This is a genomic window from Brevundimonas sp. UBA5936, assembly GCA_002430835.1.
GTDB lineage: Bacteria > Pseudomonadota > Alphaproteobacteria > Caulobacterales > Caulobacteraceae > Brevundimonas.
This window is the reverse complement of sequence record DJDA01000036.1, coordinates 14415-39807: the sequence shown is the minus strand read 5'-3', so window position 1 is coordinate 39807 and position 25393 is coordinate 14415. Positions and strand designations below refer to the sequence as shown.

Sequence of the window (25393 nt, the reverse complement as noted above, 5' to 3'; positions counted from 1 at the left end):
GCCCGGTCCGCTCTTTTTCAACGCCTAGAGACGGCAAGCGTTGCTTGCCTAATGGTCGCCTTCCGCCGCCGCCATAGCCGCCGGGCGGTGGGCGCGAACGCACCAGACGACGCTGACGATCATCAGGATCATGGCCACGATCTCGATCACGGTCGGGCCACGCTGCTCCCAGATGAAGCCGTAGATGAAGGCGAACAGGGTCTCGGAGACGATCATCTGCCCCAGCATGGTCAGCGGCAACAGGCGGCTGGCTTGGTTCCAGAAGGCGTTGCCGATGACCGAGGCGAAGATCGCAACGGCCGCGCTGACGCCGATCAGGCGCACCCAAGCGTCGTTCGTCATGCCGTCCAACATGAACAGCGACGGGATGACCAGCAGCAGCGCCAGCCCTCCTGTGACCACGCCGGTCAGCAGCGACCACTCGTGCGGGGTGACGTCAGGCAGGCGCCCCATCCAGCGACTGTTGCCGACGGCGAAGGCGGTCCAGGACAGCAGGGCCGCCACGGCGCAACCCAGGCCGATCAGGGTGGCGGTTCCGCTTTGCGCCGCCGCGCCGCCGCCCTGGCTGAGCGACTCCCAGCCGATCAGGCCGACGGCCAGGGCCGCCACGGCGATGGGCGGCGCGACACGCGACAACGGCGGCGACTCCTTGTCCCGCAGCCCCCACAAGGCCACCACCACAGGCACCATGCCGACGATCAGGGCCGAGGCCGCGACGCCAGCGTAGTGCACCCCGACCACCAGGAAGGCGAAGTAGACCAGGTTTCCCGCCAGGCTCAGCCAGACCAGAGCGCCCCACGCCTTGCGCGTCAGGGCCGCCGTCACCCGCCGCCAGCGCGGCGCGATCAGCAGGACGGCGATCAGGCCATAGGCGAGATAGCGCCCCGCCGTCAGAAGTAGGGGCGAGGCCTCCGGCACGACCTTGGGCGCCAGGAAGACCAGCCCCCACAGAGCGCCCGCCGCCACACCGCTGGCGACGCCCCAGAAACGCGAGGACGCCGCCACTATTCCGCTCCCGGCTCGACGATCCGGCCGCCGGTCATGGGCGTCGGAACGCCTGTCGTGCCGGGGAAGCTGATCGGTAGGCCCAGACGGCAGCGCGCCGCCAGAAAAGCGAAGGCCTCGGCCTCGATGGAGTCGCCACGCCAGCCCTTGTCCTCGGCCGTCGAGACAGGAACGCCGACACGCTCGCGAATGGCGGCCAGCAGCACAGGGTTGTGGCGACCGCCGCCACAGACGACGACCTCTTTTGGTTGTTCCAAACAGCGGGCGACGCCCAGGGCCACGGCCTGAGCCGCGAAGGCGGTCAGGGTCGCGGCGGCGTCTTCCAGCGACAGTTCCGCCACCGGGTCCAGCGAGAAATCGAACCGATCCAGCGACTTCGGCCCGGTCGCCGCGAAATAGGGGTGGGCCAGATAGGCGTCCAGTACGGCCGGGTCGACCGTTCCCGCCGCCGCCAGACGGCCGCCCTCGTCCATCCGCTTCTTCATGCGCGACTGGACCAGCAGATCGACCATGCCGTTGGCCGGGCCGGTGTCGAAGGCCTCCAGCCCGCCGTCTGCGCGGATCAGGGTGATGTTGCCCACGCCGCCGAGGTTCAACACAGCGACCGGCCCCTTCAGACCCGCCTTGCGGACCAGCGCCGCGTGATAGACGGGGGCCAGAGGCGCGCCCTGCCCGCCCGCCGCCACGTCAGCGCTGCGGAAGTCGTAGGCGACGGGCACGCCCAGCCCCTCGGCCACGCTGACGGCGTCGATCAGTTGGACGGTGCGACCCGGCGCGTCGGGCGTCGGCGCCTCGTGCAGCACCGTCTGGCCGTGGACGCCGACCAGATCCAGCGCGCTGGACCTCACCCCGTTCACCGCCATGAAGCCGAGCGCGGCGGCCAGGTGCGCGTCAGCCACCGCCATGCGCGCGTCCTCGAAGCTTTCCGGCTCTTCCTCGTCGCGTTCCCAGTCGAAGGCGTCCTCGATGGCGTCCTCGACGATGGCGCGGGTCTCACCGTCCAGCTTCATCTCGCCGGCAGGGCCGAAAGACAGGATGTCGTGGCCGTCCGTCTCGATCACCGCCATATCCACAGCGTCCAGCGAGGTGCCGGTCATGAAGCCGAGCACGCGGAGGGTCTTTTTCGAGGAGGTCGTCATGGCGGCTTGACTGCCACGTCGAGCGCGACGTAGCTAGCGCCCATGATCGCGCAACCGGCCCTTTTCGCCGCCTATTACTACGGCCTCTACTAGAGAGCGGCCGCGATCCTTGCCGCCCTTCCCTCGGCGGCATTATTCCTCGGAAGACGGCCGCCGGTTCTGATGTTACGGACCCGACCATGACCGAGCCCACGACCCAAACCGTTTCCGAAACCGCCTTCAAGTCGGACTTCCTGCGCCTGATGAAGGCGCGCGGCTATATCCACCAGATCACCCACCCGGTCGAGCTGGACGAGGCGGCGGCGGCGGGCGTGGTCACGGGCTATATTGGCTTTGACGCGACGGCGCCGTCGCTGCACGTCGGCCACCTGATCCAAATCATGCTGCTGCGCCGTCTTCAGCAGGCCGGGCACAAGCCGATCGTCCTGATGGGCGGCGGCACGACCAAGGTCGGCGACCCCAGCTTCAAGGACACCCAACGCCCTCTGCTGACCGAGGAAAAGATCGCCGAGAACATCGCCGGCATCAAAGGCGTGTTCGAGAAGTTCCTGACCTTCGGCGACGGCCCGACCGACGCCGTCATGCTGGATAACGACGAGTGGCTGTCGCAACTCGGCTACCTGCAGTTCCTGCGCGACTACGGTACGCACTTCACCATCAACCGCATGCTGAGCTTCGACTCGGTCAAGCTGCGCCTGGATCGCGAACAGCCGCTGACCTTCCTCGAGTTCAACTACATGCTGATGCAGGCGACGGACTTCCTGGAGTTGAACCGCCGCTATGGCTGCGCCCTGCAGATGGGCGGCTCGGACCAGTGGGGCAACATCATCAACGGCGTCGAACTGACCCGCAAGGTGGATCACAAGGCCGCCTTCGGCCTGACCACGCCGCTGCTGTCCACCGCCTCGGGCCAGAAGATGGGCAAGACGGTCGGCGGCGCCGTGTGGCTGAACGCCGACGCCCTGTCGCCGTTCGACTACTGGCAGTACTGGCGCAACACCGAGGACGGCGACGTGGGCCGCTTCATGCGCCTGTTCACCGACCTGCCGCTGGATCAGATCGAGCGCTATGAGGCGCTGGAAGGCGCCGAGATCAACGACGCCAAGAAGGCCCTGGCCGACGCCGCCACCTCCATGCTGCACGGCGTCGAGGCCGCACAGGCCGCCCGCGCCGCCGCCGAAGCCGCATTCGAGAAGGGTCAGTTGTCGGCCGACCTGCCGACGGTCGAACTGCCGCGTGACGAGGTGATCGGCGCCATGATCGCCGCCGTCACGACCAAGGCGGGCCTCAGCGCCTCCAACGGCGAGGCGCGCCGTCTGGCCCAGGGCGGCGGCCTTCGCCTGAACGACGAGGTCGTCAACGACGGCGCCCGCCAGATCGAAGAGGCCGACCTGAACGCAGACGGCGTGCTGAAGCTCGGCGCCGGCAAGAAGAAGCTGGTGCTGGTGCGACCGGTGTAAGGGAGAAAGACCTATGACCGACATCACCGAAAACACTCCCGCCCCCGCTTTCGACCTGGCGACTGACGGCGGCGGGCGCGTGTCGCTGGGCGGGCTGAAGGGCAAGAACGTCGTCCTCTACTTCTACCCCAAGGCCGACACGCCTGGCTGTACGACCGAGGGACAGGACTTCTCGGCCTTGATCGACCGGTTCTCGGCGGCGAACGCCGTGGTGATCGGCGTGTCGCGCGATACGGTGAAGAAGCTGGACCGCTTCAAGGCCAAGCATGACCTCAAGGTCGTGCTGGGCTCGGACGAGGACGGCGTGGTCACGGAAAGCTGGGGCGTGTGGGTGCTGAAGAAGCTCTACGGCCGTGAATATATGGGCATCGAGCGCGCCACCTTCCTGATCGACGGCCAGGGCGTGGTCCGCCGCGCCTGGCGGAACGTCAAGGTGAAGGGCCACGCCGAAGAGGTGCTCGCCGCCGTCGAAGCGCTCTGATCGGCGAGCGGGGTTCGGAAGGCCCCGCTTGACCTCTCCGCCTCAGCCCCCCCTAAGTATTGTCAGGGATTGTATCCTCAGGGGCTGACATTGACCAAACGCCGGTCGTTCCGGCGTGATGCGGAGAGTATAGATGTTCAACAAGAACAAACCCCTCGACAACAATACTTCGAGCGGCCTGGGCATTCCGACGCCGCCGGAACCAGCCAAGCCGACGCCCGCACCCGCCGCTCCGATCGCTGCTGCGCCCGTGCGGACGCCTGAACCGGCGCGTCCCGCCGCCGCACGGTCGTCCAGCCTGTCGACCCTGTCGGCCGGCGTGAAATACGAAGGCAACATCTCCGGCGCGGGCGAGCTTCAGGTCGACGGCTCGCTGAAGGGCGACATCCGCGTGGTGCGCGTCGTGATCGGCGAAGGCGGCGCGGTCGAGGGCACGGTCCACGCCGACATCTTGGAGGTGCGCGGTCGCGTCTCGGGCGCCATCGTCGCCAAGCAGGTCAAGCTGTTCGCGACCTCGCGCGTCGAGGGCGACATCACCCAGGAGCAGCTTTCGATCGAGCAAGGCGCCTGGTTCCAAGGCCGCTGCACCCAGGCCAAGCGCGATACGCCCGGCGCCAACATGCTGGAAGCCCCCGCCTCGGCCGAAAAGCCTGCGCCCGCCAAGACGGACGCCAAGGTCGAAGCCAAGCCCGCCGCCTGATCAGCGCGGCGGCCAGAAACGAGAAAGGGCGGCCCGCGAAGGCCGCCCTTTTTTATGCGTCGATCCGGCGGGTCGATCAGCCCTCGCGGGTCTCGCCCACGCGGGCCGCGAGCGCAGCGCCCATGAACGGATCCAGGTCGCCGTCCAGAACCCCCTGGGTGTCCGAGGTTTCCACCTCGGTCCGCAGATCCTTCACCATCTGATACGGCTGCAGGACGTAGGAGCGGATCTGGTGACCCCAGCCGATGTCAGTCTTGGCGTCGGCCAGAGCCTGAGCTGCGGCCTCACGCTTTTGAAGCTCCAACTCGTACAGACGCGCCCGCAGCATCTTCCAGGCCTGTTCGCGGTTCTGGTGCTGCGAACGACCGGCCTGACAGGCCACGACCGTGTTGGTTGGAATGTGGGTCAGACGCACGGCCGAGTCCGTCTTGTTGATGTGCTGACCGCCGGCGCCGGACGCGCGATAGGTGTCGGTGCGCACATCCGACGGATTGATGTCGATCTCGATCGTGTCGTCCACGACCGGCGACACCCCGATGGAGGCGAAACTGGTGTGGCGCTTGGCCGCCGCATCGTAGGGGCTGATGCGGACCAGGCGGTGCACGCCCGATTCCGACTTCAACCAGCCATAGGCGTTCGGCCCGGCGATCTGCAGGGTAGCCGACTTGATGCCCGCCTGTTCGCCCTGTTCCTCAGCCTCGATCGTGACTTCATAGCCATGAGCGCGAGCCCAGCGGCTGTACATCCGCATCAGCATGCCGGCCCAGTCGTTGGACTCGGTGCCGCCGGCGCCGGAATTGATTTCCAGATAGGCGTCGTTGCCGTCGGCCTCGCCGGACAGCAGGGCTTCCAGCTCGGCGCGGGCGGCGCGTTCCTTGATGGCCTTCAACTGCTCGCGCGCATCTTCGAGGGTGGCTTCGTCGCCCTCCTCGTCGGCCATGTCGGCCAGCATGATCCCGTCTTCGAGACCCTGCTCCATTTCCTTGACGGCGCTGACCTGGGCTTCCAGACGCGAGCGTTCGCGGCTGACGGCCTGGGCCTGTTCGGGATTGTCCCACAGCGTCGGATCCTCGACCCGCGCGTTCAGCTCATCGAGCTTTCTTAGAGCGACATCCCAGTCAAAGTCGCCTCCTGAGCAGAGCGACGCTCTGCTCGATGTCGGCCTTCATGGCCTCGACATCCGGTCTCATCGCAATCTCCGCGACATAGGGTGAAACGGCGCGCCTGGTGACAGGCGCGCCGGGTGGTGGGCTTACCTAGAGCGTCAGTAGAGGTCGCTCAAGTCCTCAGCAGGCTGCTTCTTGGGCGGCGGCGGAGCCACGGGCGGCGGCGCGGCCGGCGCCGGGGCCTGAGACTTGACCTCCTGCTCACGACGAATGACGTCGTAGTAGTTCTGCGGTCCTTCCGGCGCAGCCGGACGCGGCGCCTCTTCACGCAGTTGGCGCTCGGTGCCGGGACGGAAGGCTTCCTCGATGCCGTTCACGGTGCGGAAGATGGCGTTTTTCGGCTTCACGAACGGACGCGCCGGGCGTTCCTTCAGGGCGTCTTCCATGAAGTCGATGAAGATCGGCACGGCGGTCGAGGCGCCTGCCTCGCCCCCGCCCAGCGAGCGGTTGTCGTCGAAGCCGACGAAGACGCCGACGACGATGTCGCTGGAGAATCCGACGAACCAGGCCGAACGGTATTCATTGGTCGTGCCGGTCTTGCCCCCGACCCAACGGCCCAGGCTGCGGGCGCGGGCGCCGGTGCCGCGCTGGATCACGCCCTCCAGCATGGAGCTCATCTGATAGGCGGTGATCGGGTCGATCACCTGGGTTCCGCGATCCTGCAGGCGCGGTGATTCCTGGCCGCTGAAGCCCCGCGCGCAATCACGGCACTGGCGGCGATCAGCGCGATGGATGGTCTGGCCATTCCGGTCCTGAACCAGTTCGATCAGATAGGGATCGACCCGGCGCCCGCCGTTGACGAAGGCGGCGTAGGCAGCCGTGATGCGATACGGCGTCGTTTCACCGGCGCCCAGCGACATGGCCAGGTTCGGCGACATGTCGTCCACCACGCCCATCTTCTTGGACAGGTCGACGACGTTCTTCATGCCGACCGCCTGGGCCAGACGCACGGTCATGACGTTGCGCGACAACTCCAGGCCGCGACGCAAGCTTTGCGGGCCGTAGAACTGGCGGCTGTAATTCTGAGGCGTCCAGGCGCGACCGCCGGGACCGCCGGGGAAGCTGATCGGCGCATCCAGAACGATCGAGGCCGGTGTGAAGTCGCCTTCCAGCGCCGCCGCATAGACGAAGGGCTTATAGGCCGAACCGGGCTGGCGGCGGGCCTGGGTCGCGCGGTTGAAGCTGGACAGGGCGTAGGAATAGCCGCCGACCATCGCCAGGACGCGGCCCGATTGCGGCTCGATAGCGACCAGGGCGCCATTGACGGCGGGCGCCTGCTTCAGGGCGAACTGGCCGCCCTGCCGCTCGACGAAGATCAGATCGCCGCGCTTCAGCGGGCGACGCCCTGCGTTGGACCAGGTCACGTCAGCCGCACGCAGCGTGCCCGTCTGATCGTCCTTGGCCGTGCGGACCCGGATCGTGCTTCCGCTGACGTTCTCGACGGCGGCGGCCTGCCACGAACGGCGCTCGGGCGGGGTCGTGCGCTTCTGGGCTTCGGCCTGCCAACCTTCGGCGAAATCAGTCGTGCCCCAGGCGCCGCGCCAGCCGTGACGACGGTCATAGTCCTCAAGCCCGCGCATCAGGGCGTCGCGCGCCGCCGATTGCAGCTGCGGATCCAGGGTGGTGCGCAGGTAATAGCCGCCGCGGTTGACCTCTTCCTGGCCGAACAGGGCGATGGCGCGACGGCGCGCCTCTTCCACGAAGAAGTCGGCGTCGGCGTATTCAGCGCGACGCGGCGCTGAACGGGTGCTCAGGGGACGGGCCAGGGCCGTCTGCAACTGCTCGTCCGACAGCCACTTGTTGTCGGCCATCTCGCCCAGCACCCAGTTCCGGCGGCCCAGCGCGGCCTCGGGATAGCGTTTGGGATGATAGTTGGTCGGCCCCTTGGGCAGGGCCGCCAGGAAGGCCGCTTCGTCCGGCGTCAGCTGATCCAGCGACTTGCCGAAATAGTTGTAGGCCGCCGAGGCCACGCCGTAGGAGCGATAGCCCAGGTAGATCTCGTTCAGATACAGCTCGAGGATCTGTTCCTTGCTCAGCGTCGCTTCCAGACGGCTGGAGAGGACCGCTTCCTTAAGCTTGCGGTTCAGGCTGGTCTCGCTGGTCAGCAGGACGTTCTTGGCCACCTGCTGGGTGATGGTCGAGCCGCCTTCAAGACGACGACCGGACAGCACGTTGAAGACGTTCTTGAACATGGCCCGGCCGATGCCGGACACGTCGATGCCGCCGTGGCTGAAGAAGTTCTGGTCCTCGGCCGCCAGGAAGGCGTGAACGACCGTCTGCGGCACCTGGTCATAGGTGACGTAGATTCGGCGCTGGTCCGAGAACTCGCCGATCAGGGTGCCGTCCTCGGCATAGACGCGCGTCGCCGTCGCCGGGCGATAGTCCGCCAGCTCGGAGGCGTCCGGCATGTCGTGCAAGACCCAGGCGGCGTAGATCGCCACCACCACACCGGCCACGGCGATGGCGCCCAGCAGGGCCACGCCCGCCATGACGAACCAGCGTTCGGCTATCTTCACCACGAACTCCGCAAGACGCGCCCCATGATCCGTCGTTTATCGCGCGTCGCGCGGCGCGCAAAGCGGAACTACACTTATCCCTTGTCGCGCAACAGGCGCGCCTTGTCGCGCTGCCAGTCGCGTTCGGCCGAAGCCTCGCGCTTGTCGTGCAGCTTCTTGCCCTTCGCGAGAGCGATTTCCAGCTTCGCCTTGCCCGCCTCATTCAGATACAGGCGCACCGGCACGATGGTGCGGCCGTCACGCTGAACGGCGCCGATCAGCTTGTCGATCTGCTTGCGGTGCAGCAGCAACTTCCGATGGCGACGCGGCTCGTGATTGAAGCGGTTCGCCATCTTGTAGGGCGGGATGTCGGCGTTGATCAGCACCATCTCGCGTCCCTCGGGCGAGACATAGCTCTCGGCGATGTTGGCGCGACCGTCGCGCAGCGCCTTGATCTCGGTGCCCAGCAACTGGATCCCGGCCTCGATGTGGTCCTCGAGGAAATAGTCGAAGCGCGCGCGCCGGTTCTCGGCGATCGTCTTCTGCTTGGGCGCGTCTGCGGCCATCAGGCGACCCCGGCCTCGGCCAGCGCCTTGTCGATGGCGGGCTTCACGGCGTCGGCCGTCAGCGACAGCGGCAGACGAACCTCTTCCGTGCACAGGCCCAGCTTGGCCAGAGCGTATTTGGTCGGCGACGGCGAGTTATCGAGGAACAGCGCCTTGTGCAGGCCGATCAGGCGCTCCTGCCACGAACGGGCGGCGGCGAAGTCGCCGGCCTGGATGGCGCCATGCAGAGCGACCATGGCCTCGGGCGCGACGTTCGAGGTCACAGAGATGACGCCCACGCCGCCATGCGCGGCATAGCCCAGATAGCTGGAATCATCGCCCGAGATCAGGTCGAAGGCGCCGTCGATGTTGGCGCGCATCCAGCTGGCCCGCGCCACGTCGCCGCTGGCGTCCTTCACGCCCACGATGTTCGGGTGCGCCGACAGGGCCGCAACCGTCTCGTTCGCCAGGTCCACGCCCGTACGGCCCGGCACGTTGTAGAGCAGGATCGGCAGTTGCACCGCGTCGGCCACAGCTTCGAAATGCGCCTGCATCCCGGCCTGCGACGGGCGGTTGTAATAAGGAGTGACGACCAGCGCCCCGTCCGCGCCGACCGTCTTGGCGAAGCGGGTCAGTTCGATCGCCTTGTCCGTCGCGGACGAACCCGCGCCGGCGATGACGCGGATACGCCCGGCGGCGATCTCGACGCATTGCTCGACCACGCGCTTATGCTCGTCCAGGTGCAGAGTGGCGCTCTCGCCCGTGGTGCCCATCGGCACGACGCCGTGAACTCCAGCGGCGATCTGGCGTTCCAACAGGCGCTTGAAAGCGGCCTCGTCCACGTTTCCGTCACGAAGAGGTGTGATCAGGGCGGTGATCACGCCCTTGAACAAGGGGGCGGTCATGGGAACAACATACCTGTGCGGAGAAATGGGCGGCGTTCCGCCCGTCACTAATCGGCAAAGGGTAGGTTGCCCGCCGCTTGGCCGCAACCAAAGATGAATGAGGATCAGATATCTGATGATCGCGACGACCGTGGCCGCCGCCCTGGCGATTCTGACTCCACCGGCTCAGGACGTGCTGAACAGCACGCCGACGCCCTATTCCGCCAGTCAGGGCGGCATCATCAGCAGCCAGGACGCCGCCCTGGTGCAGCAGGGGCTGACGGCCGCGCGGGCGCGCGACGTCGTCGGCACGCAGTCCATCATGGCGCGCATTTCCGACCCGGCCGCGCGCAAGCTGGTCGAGTGGGCGCTGGTCGACACCTCGGACAAGCAGATGTCCTACAGCGACCTGGCGCTGGCCCAGACCGACCTGGCGAACTGGCCGCGGGGCGATTCGCGCCGTGCGGCGGGCGAGCGCGCGCTGGACATGGCGGGACAGTCGCCGGACGCCGTCCTGGCCTTCTTCAACGGAACAGCACCGACCACGGTCCAGGGCGCCATCGCCCTGGCCGGCGCGCTGGAGCAAACGGGTCGCCGTCAGGAGGCCCAGACGCTGATTCGCGATTGGTGGCGCACCCAGAGCTTTGAAGAGGCCCAGCAAAGCCGGATTTATTCGCGCTGGAGCGGCTGGCTGACCAGCGACGACCACGTGACGCGGCTGAACATGCTGCTGCTGGGACCGCACGGCCCGGCGACGCGCGCCATGGTCGCCCTGGTCCCGGCTGACCGCCAGGCTGTCGCCAACACCGTGATGGCGCTGCGCACCGCCTATGCTCCCGACGTGATCGTCAGCGGTCTGTCGCCCGCCCAGGCCAATGATCCGGCCGTGGTGCTGGAGCGGGTGCGCCTGTTGCGCTCGGCCGGGCGTCAGTCCGAGGCCTTCCCGCTGCTGTCCGCCCTGCCCGCCGCGCCGTCGCACGCCGACGGCCAGAACACCCTGTGGAGCGAGCGCCGCAACTACTTCCTGGACGCTCTGCAGCAAGGGAACGCCCGCGCCGCCTACGCCGCCATGAACGGCCACGGCTTCCCCTCGGGCGAGCGCAAGGTCGACGCCGAATTTTTCGCCGGCTGGGTCGCCCTGACCAAGCTGAACGATCCGGCGACGGCGGCCCAGCATTTTGAAGTCCTGCGCAACGCCTCCTCGACCCCGATCACCCAGGGCCGCGCCCTGTACTGGCTGGGCCGTGCAGCCGAGGCGCGGGGCGATCGCGAGGGCGCTCAGCGGTGGTATCAGGCGGGCGCCGAGCACTGGCAGACCTTCTACGGCCAACTCGCGGCGGAAAAGGCGGGCGCAACGACCCTGACCCTGCCGGGCGAGCCGTCGCCGTCGGCGGAAGACGTGAACCGCTTCGAGGGCAATGAAGTGGTGCGCGCCACTCGCATCCTGGGCCAGATCGGCGAGAAGACCCTGATGCGGGTCTTCGCCTATCACCTGGATGACACCCTGCCCTCGCCCTACGATCTATCGCAGCTGTTCGACCTGATGCAGGGCTACGGCGATCAGTTCGGCTCGATGATGGTCGGGCGCGCGGCCAGCCAGCGCGGCTTCGTCATGCCCGAGCGCATGTATCCGATCCGCCTGCCGCAGCAGGTTCCGGGCATGGCGCCGAACGAGTTCGCCCTGGCCATCACCCGTCAAGAATCCAGCTTCGATCCCCTGGTCCGCTCGCATGCTGATGCGCGGGGCATGATGCAGCTTCTGCCCGCGACGGCGCAGGGCGTGGCCCGCCGCATGGGCCGCTCGTTCAGCTCCGAACAACTGTGGGATCCGGAGGTCAACATGACCCTGGGCAGCTATCACCTGGGCGAACTGATGAACAACTTCGGCGGATCGCCGCTGCTGGCCGCCGTCGGCTACAACGCCGGCCCAGCCCGACCGCCGCAATGGACCGCGCGCTGCGGCGACCCACGCCAGGCCCAAGTCGACCCCATCGACTTCATCGAATGCGCCCCCTTCACCGAGACGCGCAACTACATGATGCGGGTGATGGAGAACATGCAGGTCTATCGCGCCCGCCTGAACGGCGGCTCGGCGCCGCTGACGCCTTCAGCGGACCTGGCGCGGGGCACGCCGCCCAACACCGGCCCGCGTCCTTATCAACCCTGAGGCGACAGACGACGGGCCGCCAGCAGCGGCCCGTCCAACGCCTCCAGCCAGACGGCGTCCAGATTAAACACCGTCTTCAGTACGCGCGGCGACAGGGCCTCGGTCGGCGCGCCGTCGGCCGCCGTCCGTCCTTGATCCAACACCACGACCCGATCGGCGAAGCGCGCGGCCAAAGTCAGGTCATGCAGGCTGACCAGAACGCCGTGCCCAGCGTCGGCGCGCGCCCGCAGCCGCTCAAGCACCAGAAGCTGGGCGTCGGGGTCCAGACCAGCGATCGGCTCGTCCGCCACCAGCAAAGGCGCGGGAACCGTCAGGGCTCGCGCCAGCAGGACGCGCGCCCGCTCGCCGCCCGACATCTCGGCCACGCCGCGATCCGCCAGATGGCCGACGCCGACCTCGTCCAGCGCAACGCGCGCACGGTCCAGCGCCGCCGCGCCCGCCAGGAAGGGCGCGCCCAGCGCCGCCAGCTCGATCGCCGGCAGGTTCCACGCAATCGAACGGTCTTGCGGCAGATAGGCCGCACGCTCGCCGCGCTGGCGTTCAGTAAGACGCCGCGCCTCATCGTCGCCCAGACGAGCCGAGCCTTGCGTCAGCGGCGTCAGGCCCAAGGCCGCCCGCACCGCTGTCGACTTGCCCGCCCCGTTCGGTCCGCACAGGGCGACCACTTCGCCGGACTGCACCGACAGGGAGGCCCCGTTCAAAACCTCTGTCCCACCAACGCGGGCGTGGGCATTCTCAAGCGCCAGCAGAACGGTCACAGCCGCCACTCCCGCGCCGCGCGCCAGGCGATCAGCGCGAACAGCGGTGCGCCGACCAGGGCGGTGAAAACGCCCAGCTTCAGTTCCTGATCCGTCGGGAGCATCCGCGCCGCCAAATCGGCGGCGACCAGCATCAAGCCGCCCGCGAGGGCTGATGGCATAAGCAGTCGCCCCGGATCGCCGCGCACCGCCGCCCGCACCAGATGCGGCGCCGCCAGACCGACGAAGCCGATGACGCCCGCCACAGCCACCGCAGCGCCCGCCGCAACGGCGGCAGCCGCCAACGCCAGCACCCGCATTCGCCCCATCGACAGGCCGGACGCCCGCGCCGCTTCCTCGCCCAGGGTCAGCATCCGCAAACCCGGCGACGCGCCCCGCGCCAGCAAGGCGGCGATCAGCACGGCGGGCGCCACCCAGGCGACATCGATCCAGCTACGGTTCTCGACCGAGCCCAGCAGCCAGTTCATCACCTCGGCTGAAGCGATCGGCGACGGCGACAGGTTGAAGATCAGGGCCGTCAACGCGCCCGCGAAACTGGACAACGCCACGCCGAACAGGATCAACGCCTCGGGCGTCCGCACCCGTGCGGCCAGGGCGATCAGCAGCCCGCCGCCGACCGTCGCGCCGAACAGAGCCGACACCTCCACCGCTCCGGGGATCGCCGCCAGCCCCAGCACGATGGCCGTCGCAGCGGCCAGGGCCGCGGTTGCGGACACGCCCAGCACGCCTGGCTCCGCCAACGGGTTGCGCAACAGCCCCTGCATCACCGCCCCCGCCAGCCCCAGAGCCGCGCCGACGAATAGGGCGCAGACCGCGCGGGGCGCGCGCACGAGCCACAGCACCTCGCCAGGTCCGGAGCCCGGATTGTTCAGGGCCATCCCATACTCGGCGGCGTTGAAACGGGTCTCGCCCAGCGTCACCGCCAACGCGATCGCCAACATGATCGCCGCCGCCAAGCCGATGTTCAGCGTCGCAAACCTGTTCATGACGCCTGCTCAGCCAGTTGCGCGGCGGCGTCTGCGGCGAACCAGGCCGGGCACGTCAGCGTCGCGCCGGGCAGTTCAGCCGCCGTCCGCCCTCGCATGGCGCGCTGCATCACCGGATGCCGCCCCGCCCCGCGCCAATCCGAACGCGCCAGGTCGAAGAAACCCTTCACGAACAGGGCGGGCGGCGTCAGCAGAACGCGCTCCAACCCCAAAGGCTGATAACCCGGCCGTTCGACTCCATTGCGAAACCCAGCCGCGCGCAGGATAGCGTCCATCAAGGAGCCGGGCCCGGAAGTGAAGCCGCTGGCCGTGACATAGACGGCCTTGCGCCCTCGACCTGCGCCTTCAGCCTTGGCCAACTGCGTCTCCATGCGCCCCACCAGAGCCTTGCCTCGCTCGGGACGGCCCAGAGCTTGGGCTACGCTATGAATGTTGGCGCGAATCCCATCCATGTCCGTAGCGTCGGATAGGGTGACCGTGCGGACGCCGTCACGCGCCAAAGCGGCCAGAAGGCGAGCGTCGCCGCCCCAGTAACGCACCGCGACGTCTGGTCGAAAACCGACGGCGGCCTCCAACGTCGGTCGCACCCGCCGGTGGCCTTGGGCGTCAGCACGCAGCCAGGAATCAGGATCATCCGCTCTCGGCGACAAACCCAGCTCGGCATCGGGCGCCAGGGCGAGGACGAACTGATCAGCGCATTGATCCAGGGCCATGACCCGCAAGGGCTCGGCCGCCGCGACGCCGCTCCAACACGCCATCGCCGAAACGACGGCCGTGATCGCGGCCCTCACGAGGCGGTCAATCCCGCGAACAAGGCGTCCATCTGGGTACGGACCAAGGTTTCACGATCCGCCCAATCGAAATAGGGCTTGGTCGTCATGATGGAGACCAATCCATGGGCGCTGGCCCAGATGACCTGCGCCAGCGTGCGCGGATCGCCTCGCAGCGCGCCCTGATCGACCGCCTCCTCGACCACGCTGACAAAGGCGCGGAACAGGTCAGCGCCACTCTGCTGCGCCACGGTCTCGGCGCCGTGACGCGTCTGGACCTGCGGAGTCAGATAGGCCAGCCGATAGGCGTTGGGATTGGCGAAACCGAACGCCATGTAATTCTCGACGATCCGTCGCAGCCGCGCCAAGGGAGGCGCATCCTCCGCCAAGGTACGTCGGTGTTGCTCGGCCAGGGTGTCAAAGGCGTTGCGGCAGATCTCGTTGAGAATCTCGCCCTTGTCCGCAAAGTGCATATAGAGGGCGGTCGACGACAGGCCCACCTCATCCGCGATCTTGCGAATGGTGGCGCCCTCATAGCCCTGCTCGACGAAGATACCTTCGGCCGCCGCCAGGATTTCCGCACGGCGCTCGTGCCCTTCACCCTTGGGTTTCCGTGTCGAACGCGACGATGCGGCAGATGCGAGCGACACTCGAATGCTCCCCAAGCTGAACTCCCGTGTGTGGCCAGTGATAACCGCAAAAGCCGGCTCCGACCAAATATATTGCTTTACAGGGACGCCCGTATAACGTCGATCTCCAGTTGGGAGGGCGACGATGCGAAGAGGAATGGCCGCCCCCGCGGACGGCGATGCTCTGAAGTCAGCACGCACCACGCTGACAACTCGTCAGGCGCTGGGCCTCACTCTCACCCTCACCGGCGTTCTGGGCGCCACGACCGTGGCCCCAGTGTCAGGCTCAGTCGTACTCCTGAGCCTGCAGATCGGCTTCATGAGCTTGGCCGCCTGGAGGCTGTTGCTACTCTGGAACAGCCGAGCCCAGCGCATGCCCGACACTACGCCGATAGGCCTGGACCCGTCGTATTCGTGGCCTCGCTATACCATTGTGTCAGCCCTGTATCAGGAGACGGCCGTCCTACCTCAGCTGATCGAGCGGTTGTCCGACATCGACTACCCGAGAGATCGTCTTGAAGGGTTTCTCGTGCTGGAGACGGACGACGTTGCGACGATCAAGGCCGCGCTGGACCTGCCCAGGCCCGACTGGCTTCAGGTGTTGATCGCGCCGCCCGGCGCGCCGAAGACCAAGCCGCGCGCTCTGAACTACGCCCTGGCGCGCTGTAGCGGCGACCTGATCACTATCTATGATGCCGAAGACGACCCCGACCCGCTGCAACTGCGCGAGGCCGCGACGCGCTTCATCCACGCAGGCGAAGACCTGGCCTGCCTTCAAGCGCCGCTACGCATCCGTCGCAGGAACAAGGCCAGCGTCAGCCCCTTTCTAGACCGGCAGTTCGCGGCCGAGTACGCCGCCTTGTTCGAAGTCACCCTACCGGCCATGAGCCGTATGGGCCTGCCCTTTCCTCTCGGCGGAACCAGCAATCATTTCCGTGTGCCGATCCTGCGAACGCTGGGAGGTTGGGACGCCTGGAATGTCACCGAGGACGCCGATCTGGGCTTTCGCATCTGGCGCGCCGGCTATCGGCTCGGCGTCATCTCGAGGCCGACCTATGAACCGCCGCCTGGCCCCTTGTCGCTCTGGTTGCCGCAACGCACACGCTGGCTGAAGGGATATCTGCAAACGCTGGCTGTTCATACGCGCTACACAGAAGGGATGGGGTGGCGAGGTTGGGCGGCATTGGCCGCAACGGTCGGCGCTGGGGTGGCGTCCGCCGCCATACATGCCATCTGCGCCGCCTGGGTGTTCAGCGTGGCCCTGACCTCTATCGTCGCCGGACGCCTGCCTCATTTTTCGCCGCAAGGCAGTATTGTCCTGGTTTCCGGCGTCATCGCCGCCTGGCTGCTGAAGCACAGAGGCGCTCGACAGGCGGGCGGCTCATATGGTCTGGCCGACATGCTGGCCTCCCTCGCCTATTGGTGCTTGCTCAGCCTGGCGTTCGCTCACGCCGCCATCCGCCTGATCTTTGAACCGCATCACTGGGACAAGACCCCGCATCAGGCTGAACCCGAACCCGATATCGTCATGATCAACGGTGCAGACGCTGGACGAGCGGCCGCCTGAGCGCCTATCAGCGCGCATGGCTCCGGTTCTCTCCTCCTCACCCGAAACCCTCGTCACGCGCGGGTGGTCGGACTACGCTCTCCTGGACAGCGGCGACGGCCGCAAACTAGAGCGCTACGGCCGCTACACCGTCGTCCGGCCCGAACCTCAGTGCTTCTGGAAGGCGCATGACGAGGCCGCCTTCGAAAACGCCAACGCCATGTTCGACCCCCAGCAGGAGGAAGAGGATTCCGGCCGCTGGCGTTTCGACGCGCACGGACCGATCGACGCCTTTCCTCTGAAGTGGCGCGATGTGCGCTTCATGGGGCGTTTCACCCCCTTCCGGCACCTGGCCTTTTTCCCCGAGCAGGCCGCCAACTGGGAATGGCTGGACGCCCGCGTCCGCACCCTGAAACAGCCGAAGATCCTGAACCTGTTCGGCTATACCGGCGTGGCCAGCCTGGCCTGCTCCGCAGCAGGCGCCCATGTCACCCACGTTGACGCCTCCAAGAAGTCTGTCGCTTACGCCCGCGAGAACGCCGAACTGTCGGGTCTGGCCGACCGCCCCATCCGCTGGATCGTTGAGGACGCCCGCAAATTCGTGGCGCGAGAGGTCCGTCGCGGCAGCAAATACGACGGCGTCATCCTCGACCCGCCGAAATATGGACGCGGCGCCAACGGCGAGGTCTGGCGCCTGTTCGAGGATATGCCGGACCTGCTGAAGGATTGCGCAGCCCTGCTATCCGACTACGCCTCCTTCCTTCTGTTGAACGCCTATGCAGCGCGGATTTCCGGCCTGTCGCTGGCGCACATGATGGCCGAGGCGACGCATGATCGCGGCGGGCGCATCGACTGGGGCGAGCTGGCCCTGTCCGAAGACGGCGAGAGCGCCCGCGCCATCGGCCTGTCCTTCTTCGCCAGATGGAGCGCCTGATGACCGAACGCCTCATCACCTCCCTGACCAACGACACGATCAAGGCCGTCCGCGCCCTGCACATGCGCAAGGAACGCGAAGCCACCGGCCGCTTTCTGGCCGAAGGGCTGAAGTTCATCGGCGAGGCGCTGGACCAGGGCCGCGCGCCGGTCATGCTGCTGGTCGGCCAGGATGCTCGGCCTCACCCGCTGCTGGACCGCGCCAAGGCCGAGACGCTGAAAAGCGGCGGCCAGATCATCGTCGTCACCCACGCCATCCTGGAAAAGATCAGCCGTCGCGACAATCCCCAGACGGTGCTGGGCGTATTCGAGCAAGTCTACACGCCGCTGGAAGCGATCCAGCCCGACGCCAAGCCCTGCTGGGTGGCGCTGGAACAGGTGCGCGATCCGGGCAATCTGGGCACCATCATCCGCACCGCGGACTCGGCCGGCTGCGGCGGCGTCATCCTGATCGGCGACTGCGTCGACCCGTTTTCGGTCGAGGCTGTGCGCGCCACCATGGGCTCGGTCTTCGCCGTGACCATCAGCAAGGCGTCGCGCGAAGAGTTCCTGGCCTGGCGCGCCTCATGGCCGGGCAGCGTCATCGGCACCCGTCTGGACGCGACACAAGGCTATCGCGACAGTCCTGTGCGCTATCCGGCGCTGATCCTGATGGGCAATGAACAGGCGGGCCTGACCGACGAACTGGCCGCCGCCTGCGATCTGAACGTCAAGATCCCCATGCGCGGCCGCGCCGACAGCCTGAACCTGGCCGTCGCAACCGGGATCATGGTCTATGCGGTGACGGACGCGGCCCCGGCTCAGCCGGGGTGAGCTTCTAGTCGAATGTTCCGCACCGCCGTCCACCCGGACACGGCGTCGCCGCCCAGCCGCACGATCCCGGACTCGCCTCGCAATTCCTGCTCAGCCCGATAGGCCGCATCAACGCGGAACTCCCCGTCGAACACGACATCGTCAATGTAATAGGGCCGCCTGCCTACTTCCTGAATGAAGAGATGCACATGGGCCGGCCCTGTCCGGTCCGGATAGGGCGCAGGCTTGATGGTCTCGAACGCATAGTCGCCGTCGGCGTTGGTGCGCACCCAACCGCGCAGGCGACCATGACGGCGGCTCCATTCGGTTTCGCTCGACCCGTTGGCGTACAGGCCTTCGGCATTGGTGTGATGGGCATAGATAACGACGCCCGGCCTCGGCGTCACGCCATCAGATGCATAAACCCGTCCCGAGAGACGCATACGCTCGCCCGGCTCATCCGGCCCCGCCAAGACAATAGACCAGGACAAGCCATCGGGATCGCGTTCAGCCGTCGCCTCGCATCCCTCGCAAACATAAAGGTTCGGCCGTGCCTCGCCATCCAGCGCCCTGACATGCCCGCGCGAACAGGCGGCTGACGATGCGAAAGCACTCGCCAGAGCCGTGGCGACAAAGGTCCTTCTGCGCAGCCTCATGGCGTGAGCGCCCTTCTATCGAGAACCAAAACATATCAGGTTCACGGTGAAGGAGAAGCGCATGATCAAAGCCTCACCTCCACACGCCTGGAACCGCGTCGCACAGGGCCTGCACTGGATCGTGGCTGTGATGCTCCTCGCCCAGTTCATTCTGGGCTGGCTGACGGAGCATGCACCTGATCGGCAGGCTGAGTTCATGTATGGACGCAGCCACTTCCAGCTGGGCGTGTTGTTGGCCGGACTGATCCTGATGCGATTGCTTTGGCGGCTATCCCACGCAGCGCCTCCGCCGCCGCCGGACGAGCCGGCGTGGCGACAGCACCTGGCGGCGACAGTGCACTGTCTGACCTATCTGGCGCTCATCGTCTTACCGATCAGCGGCTACATCGTCTGGGTGCACATGCGAGAGCCGATGGACCTGTTCGGCCTCGTCACTGTTCCAACCGTGTTTTCGCCCGCGTCTGACGACGAAAGCCTATGGGCCGGGGCGTGGTATGTGCACTTCTTCGCGGGCTGGGCGCTGGTCGGATTGGTCATCCTGCATGTAGTCGCCGCCCTCTACCACCAGTTCATGCTCAAGGACGGCCTGATCCGTCGCATGCTGGACTAGGCCTCGCCCTCGGTTCGGATACGGCCCATGCCGATCAAAGCCAGGATCGTCAGCAGGGCCGCGACTGTGAGGTAGATTCCGACCGCCTGAAGACCGTAACGCCCCGCCAGCCACGTCGCGGCATAAGGCGCCAACGAAGCCCCCAGAATGCCGGCCAGGTTGAAGGTCATAGACGCGCCGGTGTAGCGCACCGTCGTCGGGAAGGGCCGCGCCAACGCCGCGCCCAGCGGTCCATAGGTGCAGCCCATCAGGCTGAAGCCGATGATGAAGAAGGCGATCACGCCGACCATCCCGCCGCTGCCGAACAGCGGCGCCAGGGCCAGGCCGAACAGGGCGATGGCGACGGTTGTCACAAGCAGCGTCCTGCCCTGCCCCCACCGATCCGCCGCCAGAGCCGCCAGCGGAATGAACAGGCCGAAGAAGCAGACGCCCAGCAACTGGATCGGCAGGAACTGCTCCCGCGTATAGCCCATGCTCGTCGTGCCCCAGCCCAAGGCGAAGACCGTCATCAGATAGAAGAGGACAAAGGTCGCCAGTCCGGCCAGCGTCCCGGTCAGCAGGGCGAACTTGTGGTGCGCTACAAGCGTCAGGGCTGGCGCCTGAACCCGCTCGGCGCGGTCGATGGCGCGTTTGAACTCGGGCGTCTCGGTGATCTTCAGCCGCATCCACAGGCCGACGATGACCAGCAGCGAACTGGCGATGAAGGGAATGCGCCAGCCCCAGGCCATGAACTGAGCCTCGCTCATCACCTGCCCCAGCAGGATGAAGCTCAGGGTCGACAGGATGAATCCGATCGGCGCGCCTAACTGGGGGAACATGCCGAACCAGGCCTTCTTGCCTGGAGGCGCGTTCTCGGTCGCCAGCAGGACCGCTCCGCCCCACTCGCCGCCGAGGCCTAGCCCCTGACCGAACCGGCACAGGGCCAGCAACAGGGGCGCGATCACGCCCACCGAATGCCAGGTCGGCAGCAAGCCGATGGCGATGGTCGACAGGCCCATGGTCATCAGGGCCGCCACCAGAGTCGCCTTGCGCCCCACCCGGTCGCCGAAATGGCCGAAGACAACCGCCCCGATCGGCCGGGCGAAGAAGGCGATGGAGAAGGTGGCGAAGGAGGCCAGCATGGCCGTCATCCGGTCACCGCCGGGGAAGAACAGGTCCGGAAAGACCAGCACCGCCGCCGTGGCGTAGATGTAGAAGTCGTAGAACTCGATCGTCGTGCCGATCAGGCTGGCGAACAGAACGCGCCGCTTGGAAGCAGGAGGCGGTGAAACGGCGGCGTCGGTCACGCTGTATCCTTACGGTTGACGCACGATCTTTGCGGCGCGCCGACGCGAGGCGTCAAGCAGCAGGGATCAGGTTCCGCGCGGCTTGGCCCGGCTGGTCGGCGCCGCATTGGCCGGGTCTTCCGGCCAGGGATGGCGCGGATAGCGGCCGCGCATCTCGCTGCGCACCGCCGCCCATGATCCGGTCCAAAACCCCGGCAGGTCTTTCGTCACCTGCACCGGCCTTCGGGCGGGCGACAACAGGGACAGCGTCAAGGCGATACGCCCGCCGCCCACCGTCGGATGAGACTTCACGCCAAACAATTCCTGCACCCGAATTTCGACACGCGGCCCGCCCTCGGCGCCGTAGTCGATGCCCGCACTGCCCAGCGGCGTGGCCAGGCGCGTCGGCGCCAGATCATCCAGCTTGCGTTGCAGATCCCAGGGGATCAGACCGCGCAAGGCCTCGGCCAGCTTGCCGTCGCCGATGTCGGCCAGCGATCGCACCCCGTCCAACAGAGGCCACAGCCAGTCCTCGCGCGCCGCCAGCAGTCCCTCGTCCGAAACATCAGGCCATGTCGCATCCAGCCCGCGCAGGAAGGTCAGCCGCGCCCGCAGCGCCCCGGCCTGCTCCCCCCATTTCAGCGCGCCCAGCCCCCCGGTCTCGATCTCCGACTTCAGCGCCGCCGTCATGGTCGCCCGATCCGGCGCGCCGACGACCTTTTCATCCAGCACCAGGGCGCCGATGCGTCGGATGCGGCGGATCACCGTCTTGCCCGATGGCTCGCGCGCCAGGCGGTCCTCGACCTCGATCAGATGGGCCAGATCGCTTTCCAGCGTTGTCGAGTCCAACGCCGCCGCCAGACGGATGCGGTCACGCGCATCGCCGCCGCCCAGTTCGGCCACCGCCAGCCAGGGCGCGCGCGCCAGATGATCCGTCGGCTCGATAAAGGCGCCGCGCCCCGAGGCCAGCAGAATTTCGCCCGGCTTGCCCTTGGCGCGCGCGATGCGTTCGGGGAAAGCCTCGGCCAGCAGCAGCCCTGCGTCCGCCTCTGCGTCCCGCCCGCCGCCCGCTGCTCGCGCCCAGCGTTCGGCCAACTTCAACGCATCGCGAGCGCGCGGCGAGCGATCCCGCTCCAGCCCCTTCAGACGATCGTGCAGGTCAACGCTGCTGCCGCCCAGACCGGGCTCGCTCAGCACAGCCGCGATCTTCGCGCCTTCAAGGGCGTCGCCCTGATCCGAGGCGACCGCGACCATGTGCGCCAGGCGCGGCGTCAGGGGAATGCGGGTCAACCGCCGACCGTGCGGCGTCAGATCGCCCTTGGCGTCGAGCGCGCCCAGCCGCGTCAGAACCTTGCGCGCCTCGGACATCGCCCCGGCGGGCGGCGGGTCCAGCAGGGCCAGCCCATCAACCGACTTCGCTCCCCAACGCGCCAGATCAAGCGCGAAGGCGGTGAGGTCCGCTTCTTGGATTTCAGGTCGCTGATGGGCGACCAAACCGCGCGTCTGTTCCTCATCCCACAGGCGATAGCAGACGCCGGGCTCGACCCGGCCTGCGCGCCCCCGCCGCTGCTCGGCCGAGGACTTGCTGACCTTGACCGTCGCCAGCCGTGTCAGGCCGCTGGACGGCTCGAAACGCGGCACGCGCGACAAGCCGCCGTCGATGACGACGCGCACGCCCTCGATGGTCAGACTGGTTTCGGCCACGGAGGTCGCCAGCACCACCTTGCGGCGGCCGGGCGCCGCAGGCTCGATGGCGCGATCCTGCTCGCCCTTGTCCAGGGCGCCGTACAGGGCGACGACATCGACCGTCGGATCGCGCAACCGCTCATTCAGACGCTGAACGGTGCGGTGGATCTCGCCCTGTCCCGGCATGAAGGCCAGGATGGAGCCGGTCTCGTCATGCAGGGCCTGCATCACGGCCTTGGCCATGGCGTCCTCGAACCGCTCAACCGGGTTGCGGCCCAGGTAGCGGGTCTCGACCGGGAACATGCGCCCTTCGGCCTCGATGACGGGCGCATTCTCAAGCAGGCGCGACACGCCAGCGATGTCGAGCGTCGCCGACATGACCAGCAGACGCAGGTCGTCGCGCAACACCGACTGGCTATCCCTCGCCAGGGCCAGACCCAGGTCGGCGTCGAGACTGCGTTCGTGGAATTCGTCGAACAGGACGGCGCCGACGCCTTCCAGCGCCGGATCGTCCAGAATCATGCGGGTGAAGACGCCCTCTGTGACGACCTCGATTCGGGTGTCAGGGCCGATCCGGCTCTGCAGTCGGGTGCGATAGCCGACGGTTCCGCCCGCCTTTTGGCCCAGGGTGGCGGCCATACGGTCGGCCGCAGCGCGCGCGGCCAGTCGTCGCGGCTCCAGCACCAGCACCTTGCCGTCGCCCAGCCAGGGCTGGTCCAGCAGGGCCAGGGGCACGACTGTCGTCTTGCCCGCGCCCGGCGGTGCGGCCAGCACGACCGCAGAGCTCTGGGCCAGGGCGGCCTTCAGTGGTTCCAGAACAGCGTGAATCGGCAGCATGACACGGGCTGTAGCGCCTTCAGCCGGGGTCACGAAAGCGTCGTCCGCACGTCATCCTTCGTAAACCGCGTTGCGCCAAGGCCCTCAGATGGCTAGCGTCCCCGCCCAAGAAGGCGACCCGGGAGGGGTCGTCGCAATAAGTTGGGGGCGCACCTGCATGTCTGCAGATGGCGTAAAGCCAGCCGGAAACCGGCTATTTCTTAAAAAATCCATCGCCCAGATTCAGAAAGAAGCCGCCAAGAGCGAGCTGAAACGGACCCTCGGTCCGATGAATCTGATGAGCCTGGGCATCGGGGCCATCATCGGCGCCGGCATCTTCGTTCTGACGGGTCAGGTGGCCTCGGCCCACGCCGGCCCGGCTATCATGTTCTCCTTCGTCATCGCCGGCATCGCCTGCGCCCTGGCGGGCCTGTGCTACGCCGAACTGGCGTCGACCATGCCGGTGTCCGGCTCGGCCTATACCTACGCCTACGGCACCTTGGGCGAGGTTTTCGCCTGGGTCATGGGCTGGCTGCTGGTGCTGGAATACGGCGTCGCGGCCTCGACCGTGGCGGTCGGCTGGTCCGGCTATGTGGTGTCGATCCTGAATGACTTCGGCGTAAGCGCCAGTCTGTTCCCGACAATAACCTATCCAGGCGGCGAAGGGCCTCAGTGGGCCACTCCGCTGATCCAGTATGTCGCCTCGGGCGAGAACGCTGGCTTCCCGCTGACGGGCACCTTCAACCTGGTCGCGGCCGTCGGCATCGCCGCCGTGTGCGGCCTGCTGGTGCTGGGCGTGTCGGAATCGGCGAACATCAACAACGCCATCGTCGTCATCAAGATCATCGTCCTGCTGACCTTCATCGCCGTGGGTCTGCAGTATATCAACCCGGCCAACTGGGATCCCTTCATCCCGCCGCAGGGCGAGAGCTGGGACCAGTTCGGCGTCGGCGGCATCTTCCGCGGCGCCTCGATCATCTTCTTCGCCTACGTCGGCTTTGAAGCGGTTTCGACCGCCGCCGCCGAAGCCAAGAACCCGTCGAAGGACGTGCCGATCGGCATCCTGGGCGCCCTGTTCGTCTGCACCCTGATCTACATGGTCGTGGCCGCCGTCATGACCGGCGTCGTTCCCTACCTCGAGCTGGCCTCGCCGGCGCCGATCGCCGTCGCCATCGACCGCATGGGCCTGGAATGGGCCAATGTGCCGCTGGCCGGCGCACCGAGCGGTCAGCTCAACCTGATCGCCTTCCTGATCAAGATCGGCGCCATCACCGGCCTGTCCTCGGTCATGCTGGTGCTGTGCTACGGCCAAACGCGCATCTTCTACACCATGGCGCGCGACGGCCTGCTGCCCAAGGCGTTCGCCATGGTGCACCAGAAGTTCCGCACCCCGTGGATCGGCACCATCCTGCTGGGCATCGTCATCGCCATCGCAGCGTCCTTCCTGCCCATCTCGATCCTGGGCGACCTGGTGTCGCTGGGCACGGCGACGGCCTTCGCCATCGTCTGCCTGTCGGTCATCGTCCTGCGCATCAAGCACCCGGAAATGGAACGTCCGTTCCGCGTGCCGGGCGGCATCGTCACGGCGGTGCTGGGCATCCTGGCCTGTCTGACGCTGGCGTCGTTCAACTTCATCCCGATGGTGACGCATGCCCTGAACGACAACCCGCTGCCGCTGACCATCCTGGGCGTCTACGCCCTGGTCGGCGCCCTGATCTACGGCCTGTACGGCTTCGCCCACTCGAAGCTGGCCAAGGGCATCGACATCACCGAGGACACGACTCTGGAATCGGCGGTCGAGGCCATGGGCCACGGCGTGGACAACAAGAAGGACTGATCGCGATCAGTCGGCCTCAAGCCGCGTCAAAGCGCAGCAGGCCCAATAGTGAGAAGGCCCCGGAGCA

General features: G+C 67.2%; 22 protein-coding genes. 9 read left to right on the top strand and 13 right to left on the bottom strand.

Annotated features, from left to right (window positions below; all coding sequences use genetic code 11):
- Positions 1-48: 48 nt before the first annotated feature.
- Positions 49-1005 carry a DMT family transporter gene (locus B2Y21_RS03650; protein WP_292057055.1) on the bottom strand — a complete coding sequence of 319 codons (957 nt, stop codon included), beginning with the start codon at positions 1003-1005 and terminating at the stop codon, positions 49-51.
- Positions 1005-2144, bottom strand: coding sequence for an anhydro-N-acetylmuramic acid kinase (locus tag B2Y21_RS03645; RefSeq protein WP_292057052.1), 1140 nt, complete (start codon positions 2142-2144; stop codon positions 1005-1007). The genes B2Y21_RS03650 and B2Y21_RS03645 overlap by 1 nt, the downstream gene beginning before the upstream one ends.
- A 179-nt stretch (positions 2145-2323) precedes the next feature.
- On the opposite strand from B2Y21_RS03645, the gene tyrS reads away from it, so the two are divergent.
- From tyrS to B2Y21_RS03630, 3 genes are all read left to right on the top strand, one after another.
- A complete protein-coding gene (gene tyrS, locus B2Y21_RS03640; RefSeq protein WP_292057050.1) occupies positions 2324-3604 on the top strand; it encodes a tyrosine--tRNA ligase in 1281 nt (426 codons plus the stop codon).
- Positions 3605-3617: 13 nt separating this feature from the next.
- Positions 3618-4085: a peroxiredoxin gene (locus B2Y21_RS03635; RefSeq protein WP_292057048.1), complete on the top strand. Its 468-nt coding sequence runs from the start codon at positions 3618-3620 to the stop codon at positions 4083-4085.
- Between the two features lie 133 nt (positions 4086-4218).
- Complete coding sequence (locus B2Y21_RS03630; RefSeq protein WP_292057046.1) at positions 4219-4785, top strand: bactofilin family protein; 567 nt, start codon at positions 4219-4221, stop codon at positions 4783-4785.
- A 76-nt stretch (positions 4786-4861) separates the two neighbouring features.
- On the opposite strand, the gene prfB is transcribed toward B2Y21_RS03630, so the two are convergent.
- The 4 genes from prfB to dapA form a co-directional block, all read right to left on the bottom strand.
- Positions 4862-5975, bottom strand: a protein-coding gene (prfB, locus tag B2Y21_RS03625) for a peptide chain release factor 2 (protein WP_292057044.1) whose coding sequence is annotated in 2 segments (ribosomal slippage) — positions 4862-5905 and positions 5907-5975 — 1113 coding nt in all. Because the reading frame shifts where the segments join, the coding sequence is not laid out codon by codon here.
- Positions 5976-6049: 74 nt separating this feature from the next.
- Positions 6050-8440, bottom strand: coding sequence for a penicillin-binding protein 1A (locus B2Y21_RS03620; RefSeq protein WP_292057110.1), 2391 nt, complete (start codon positions 8438-8440; stop codon positions 6050-6052).
- Positions 8441-8541: 101 nt separating this feature from the next.
- On the bottom strand, positions 8542-9012 hold the full coding sequence (smpB, locus tag B2Y21_RS03615) for an SsrA-binding protein SmpB (protein ID WP_003164831.1): 471 nt from the start codon (positions 9010-9012) through the stop codon (positions 8542-8544).
- Positions 9012-9896: a 4-hydroxy-tetrahydrodipicolinate synthase gene (dapA, locus tag B2Y21_RS03610; protein ID WP_292057038.1), complete on the bottom strand. Its 885-nt coding sequence runs from the start codon at positions 9894-9896 to the stop codon at positions 9012-9014. Before dapA ends, smpB begins: the two co-directional genes overlap by 1 nt.
- A gap of 115 nt (positions 9897-10011) precedes the next feature.
- Here dapA and B2Y21_RS03605 point away from each other — a divergent pair, with 115 nt between their 5' ends.
- Positions 10012-12042: a lytic transglycosylase domain-containing protein gene (locus B2Y21_RS03605; RefSeq protein WP_292057035.1), complete on the top strand. Its 2031-nt coding sequence runs from the start codon at positions 10012-10014 to the stop codon at positions 12040-12042.
- Here B2Y21_RS03605 and B2Y21_RS03600 read toward each other — a convergent pair.
- Genes B2Y21_RS03600 through B2Y21_RS03585 form a run of 4 tightly spaced genes read right to left on the bottom strand, consistent with a single transcriptional unit; the run spans position 12033 to position 15206 of the window.
- The gene (locus B2Y21_RS03600) at positions 12033-12800 is read right to left on the bottom strand and encodes an ABC transporter ATP-binding protein (RefSeq protein ID WP_292057032.1); all 768 of its coding nucleotides are present in this window, start codon (positions 12798-12800) and stop codon (positions 12033-12035) included. The genes B2Y21_RS03605 and B2Y21_RS03600 overlap by 10 nt on opposite strands.
- A complete protein-coding gene (locus B2Y21_RS03595; protein WP_292057029.1) occupies positions 12797-13786 on the bottom strand; it encodes a FecCD family ABC transporter permease in 990 nt (329 codons plus the stop codon). The genes B2Y21_RS03600 and B2Y21_RS03595 overlap by 4 nt, the downstream gene beginning before the upstream one ends.
- Complete coding sequence (locus tag B2Y21_RS03590) at positions 13783-14577, bottom strand: ABC transporter substrate-binding protein (RefSeq protein ID WP_292057027.1); 795 nt, start codon at positions 14575-14577, stop codon at positions 13783-13785. Before B2Y21_RS03590 ends, B2Y21_RS03595 begins: the two co-directional genes overlap by 4 nt.
- Positions 14574-15206 carry a TetR/AcrR family transcriptional regulator gene (locus B2Y21_RS03585; RefSeq protein ID WP_292057025.1) on the bottom strand — a complete coding sequence of 211 codons (633 nt, stop codon included), beginning with the start codon at positions 15204-15206 and terminating at the stop codon, positions 14574-14576. Before B2Y21_RS03585 ends, B2Y21_RS03590 begins: the two co-directional genes overlap by 4 nt.
- A 136-nt stretch (positions 15207-15342) precedes the next feature.
- On the opposite strand from B2Y21_RS03585, the gene B2Y21_RS03580 reads away from it, so the two are divergent.
- Genes B2Y21_RS03580 through B2Y21_RS03570 form a run of 3 tightly spaced genes read left to right on the top strand, consistent with a single transcriptional unit; the run spans position 15343 to position 18477 of the window.
- The gene (locus B2Y21_RS03580; protein ID WP_292057024.1) at positions 15343-16752 is read left to right on the top strand and encodes a glycosyltransferase family 2 protein; all 1410 of its coding nucleotides are present in this window, start codon (positions 15343-15345) and stop codon (positions 16750-16752) included.
- A gap of 16 nt (positions 16753-16768) precedes the next feature.
- Positions 16769-17665 (top strand): class I SAM-dependent methyltransferase, encoded by an 897-nt coding sequence (locus B2Y21_RS03575; protein ID WP_292057023.1) that lies wholly within the window; start codon positions 16769-16771, stop codon positions 17663-17665.
- Positions 17665-18477: a TrmH family RNA methyltransferase gene (locus B2Y21_RS03570; protein ID WP_292057020.1), complete on the top strand. Its 813-nt coding sequence runs from the start codon at positions 17665-17667 to the stop codon at positions 18475-18477. Before B2Y21_RS03575 ends, B2Y21_RS03570 begins: the two co-directional genes overlap by 1 nt.
- On the opposite strand, the gene B2Y21_RS03565 is transcribed toward B2Y21_RS03570, so the two are convergent.
- Entirely contained in the window at positions 18465-19112 is a 648-nt protein-coding gene (locus B2Y21_RS03565; protein WP_292057019.1) for a hypothetical protein, read from the bottom strand. The genes B2Y21_RS03570 and B2Y21_RS03565 overlap by 13 nt on opposite strands.
- 61 nt (positions 19113-19173) lie before the next feature.
- On the opposite strand from B2Y21_RS03565, the gene B2Y21_RS03560 reads away from it, so the two are divergent.
- Positions 19174-19722 carry a cytochrome b gene (locus tag B2Y21_RS03560; protein ID WP_292057017.1) on the top strand — a complete coding sequence of 183 codons (549 nt, stop codon included), beginning with the start codon at positions 19174-19176 and terminating at the stop codon, positions 19720-19722.
- Here B2Y21_RS03560 and B2Y21_RS03555 read toward each other — a convergent pair.
- Both B2Y21_RS03555 and hrpB read right to left on the bottom strand, forming a co-directional pair.
- On the bottom strand, positions 19719-21008 hold the full coding sequence (locus tag B2Y21_RS03555) for an MFS transporter (RefSeq protein WP_292057016.1): 1290 nt from the start codon (positions 21006-21008) through the stop codon (positions 19719-19721). The genes B2Y21_RS03560 and B2Y21_RS03555 overlap by 4 nt on opposite strands.
- 66 nt (positions 21009-21074) lie before the next feature.
- Positions 21075-23510, bottom strand: a complete 2436-nt coding sequence (hrpB, locus tag B2Y21_RS03550; RefSeq protein ID WP_292057013.1) for an ATP-dependent helicase HrpB — start codon at positions 23508-23510, stop codon at positions 21075-21077.
- A 157-nt stretch (positions 23511-23667) separates the two neighbouring features.
- Here hrpB and B2Y21_RS03545 point away from each other — a divergent pair, with 157 nt between their 5' ends.
- The gene (locus B2Y21_RS03545; RefSeq protein ID WP_292057010.1) at positions 23668-25326 is read left to right on the top strand and encodes an amino acid permease; all 1659 of its coding nucleotides are present in this window, start codon (positions 23668-23670) and stop codon (positions 25324-25326) included.
- The last annotated feature ends 67 nt before the right edge of the window (positions 25327-25393 follow it).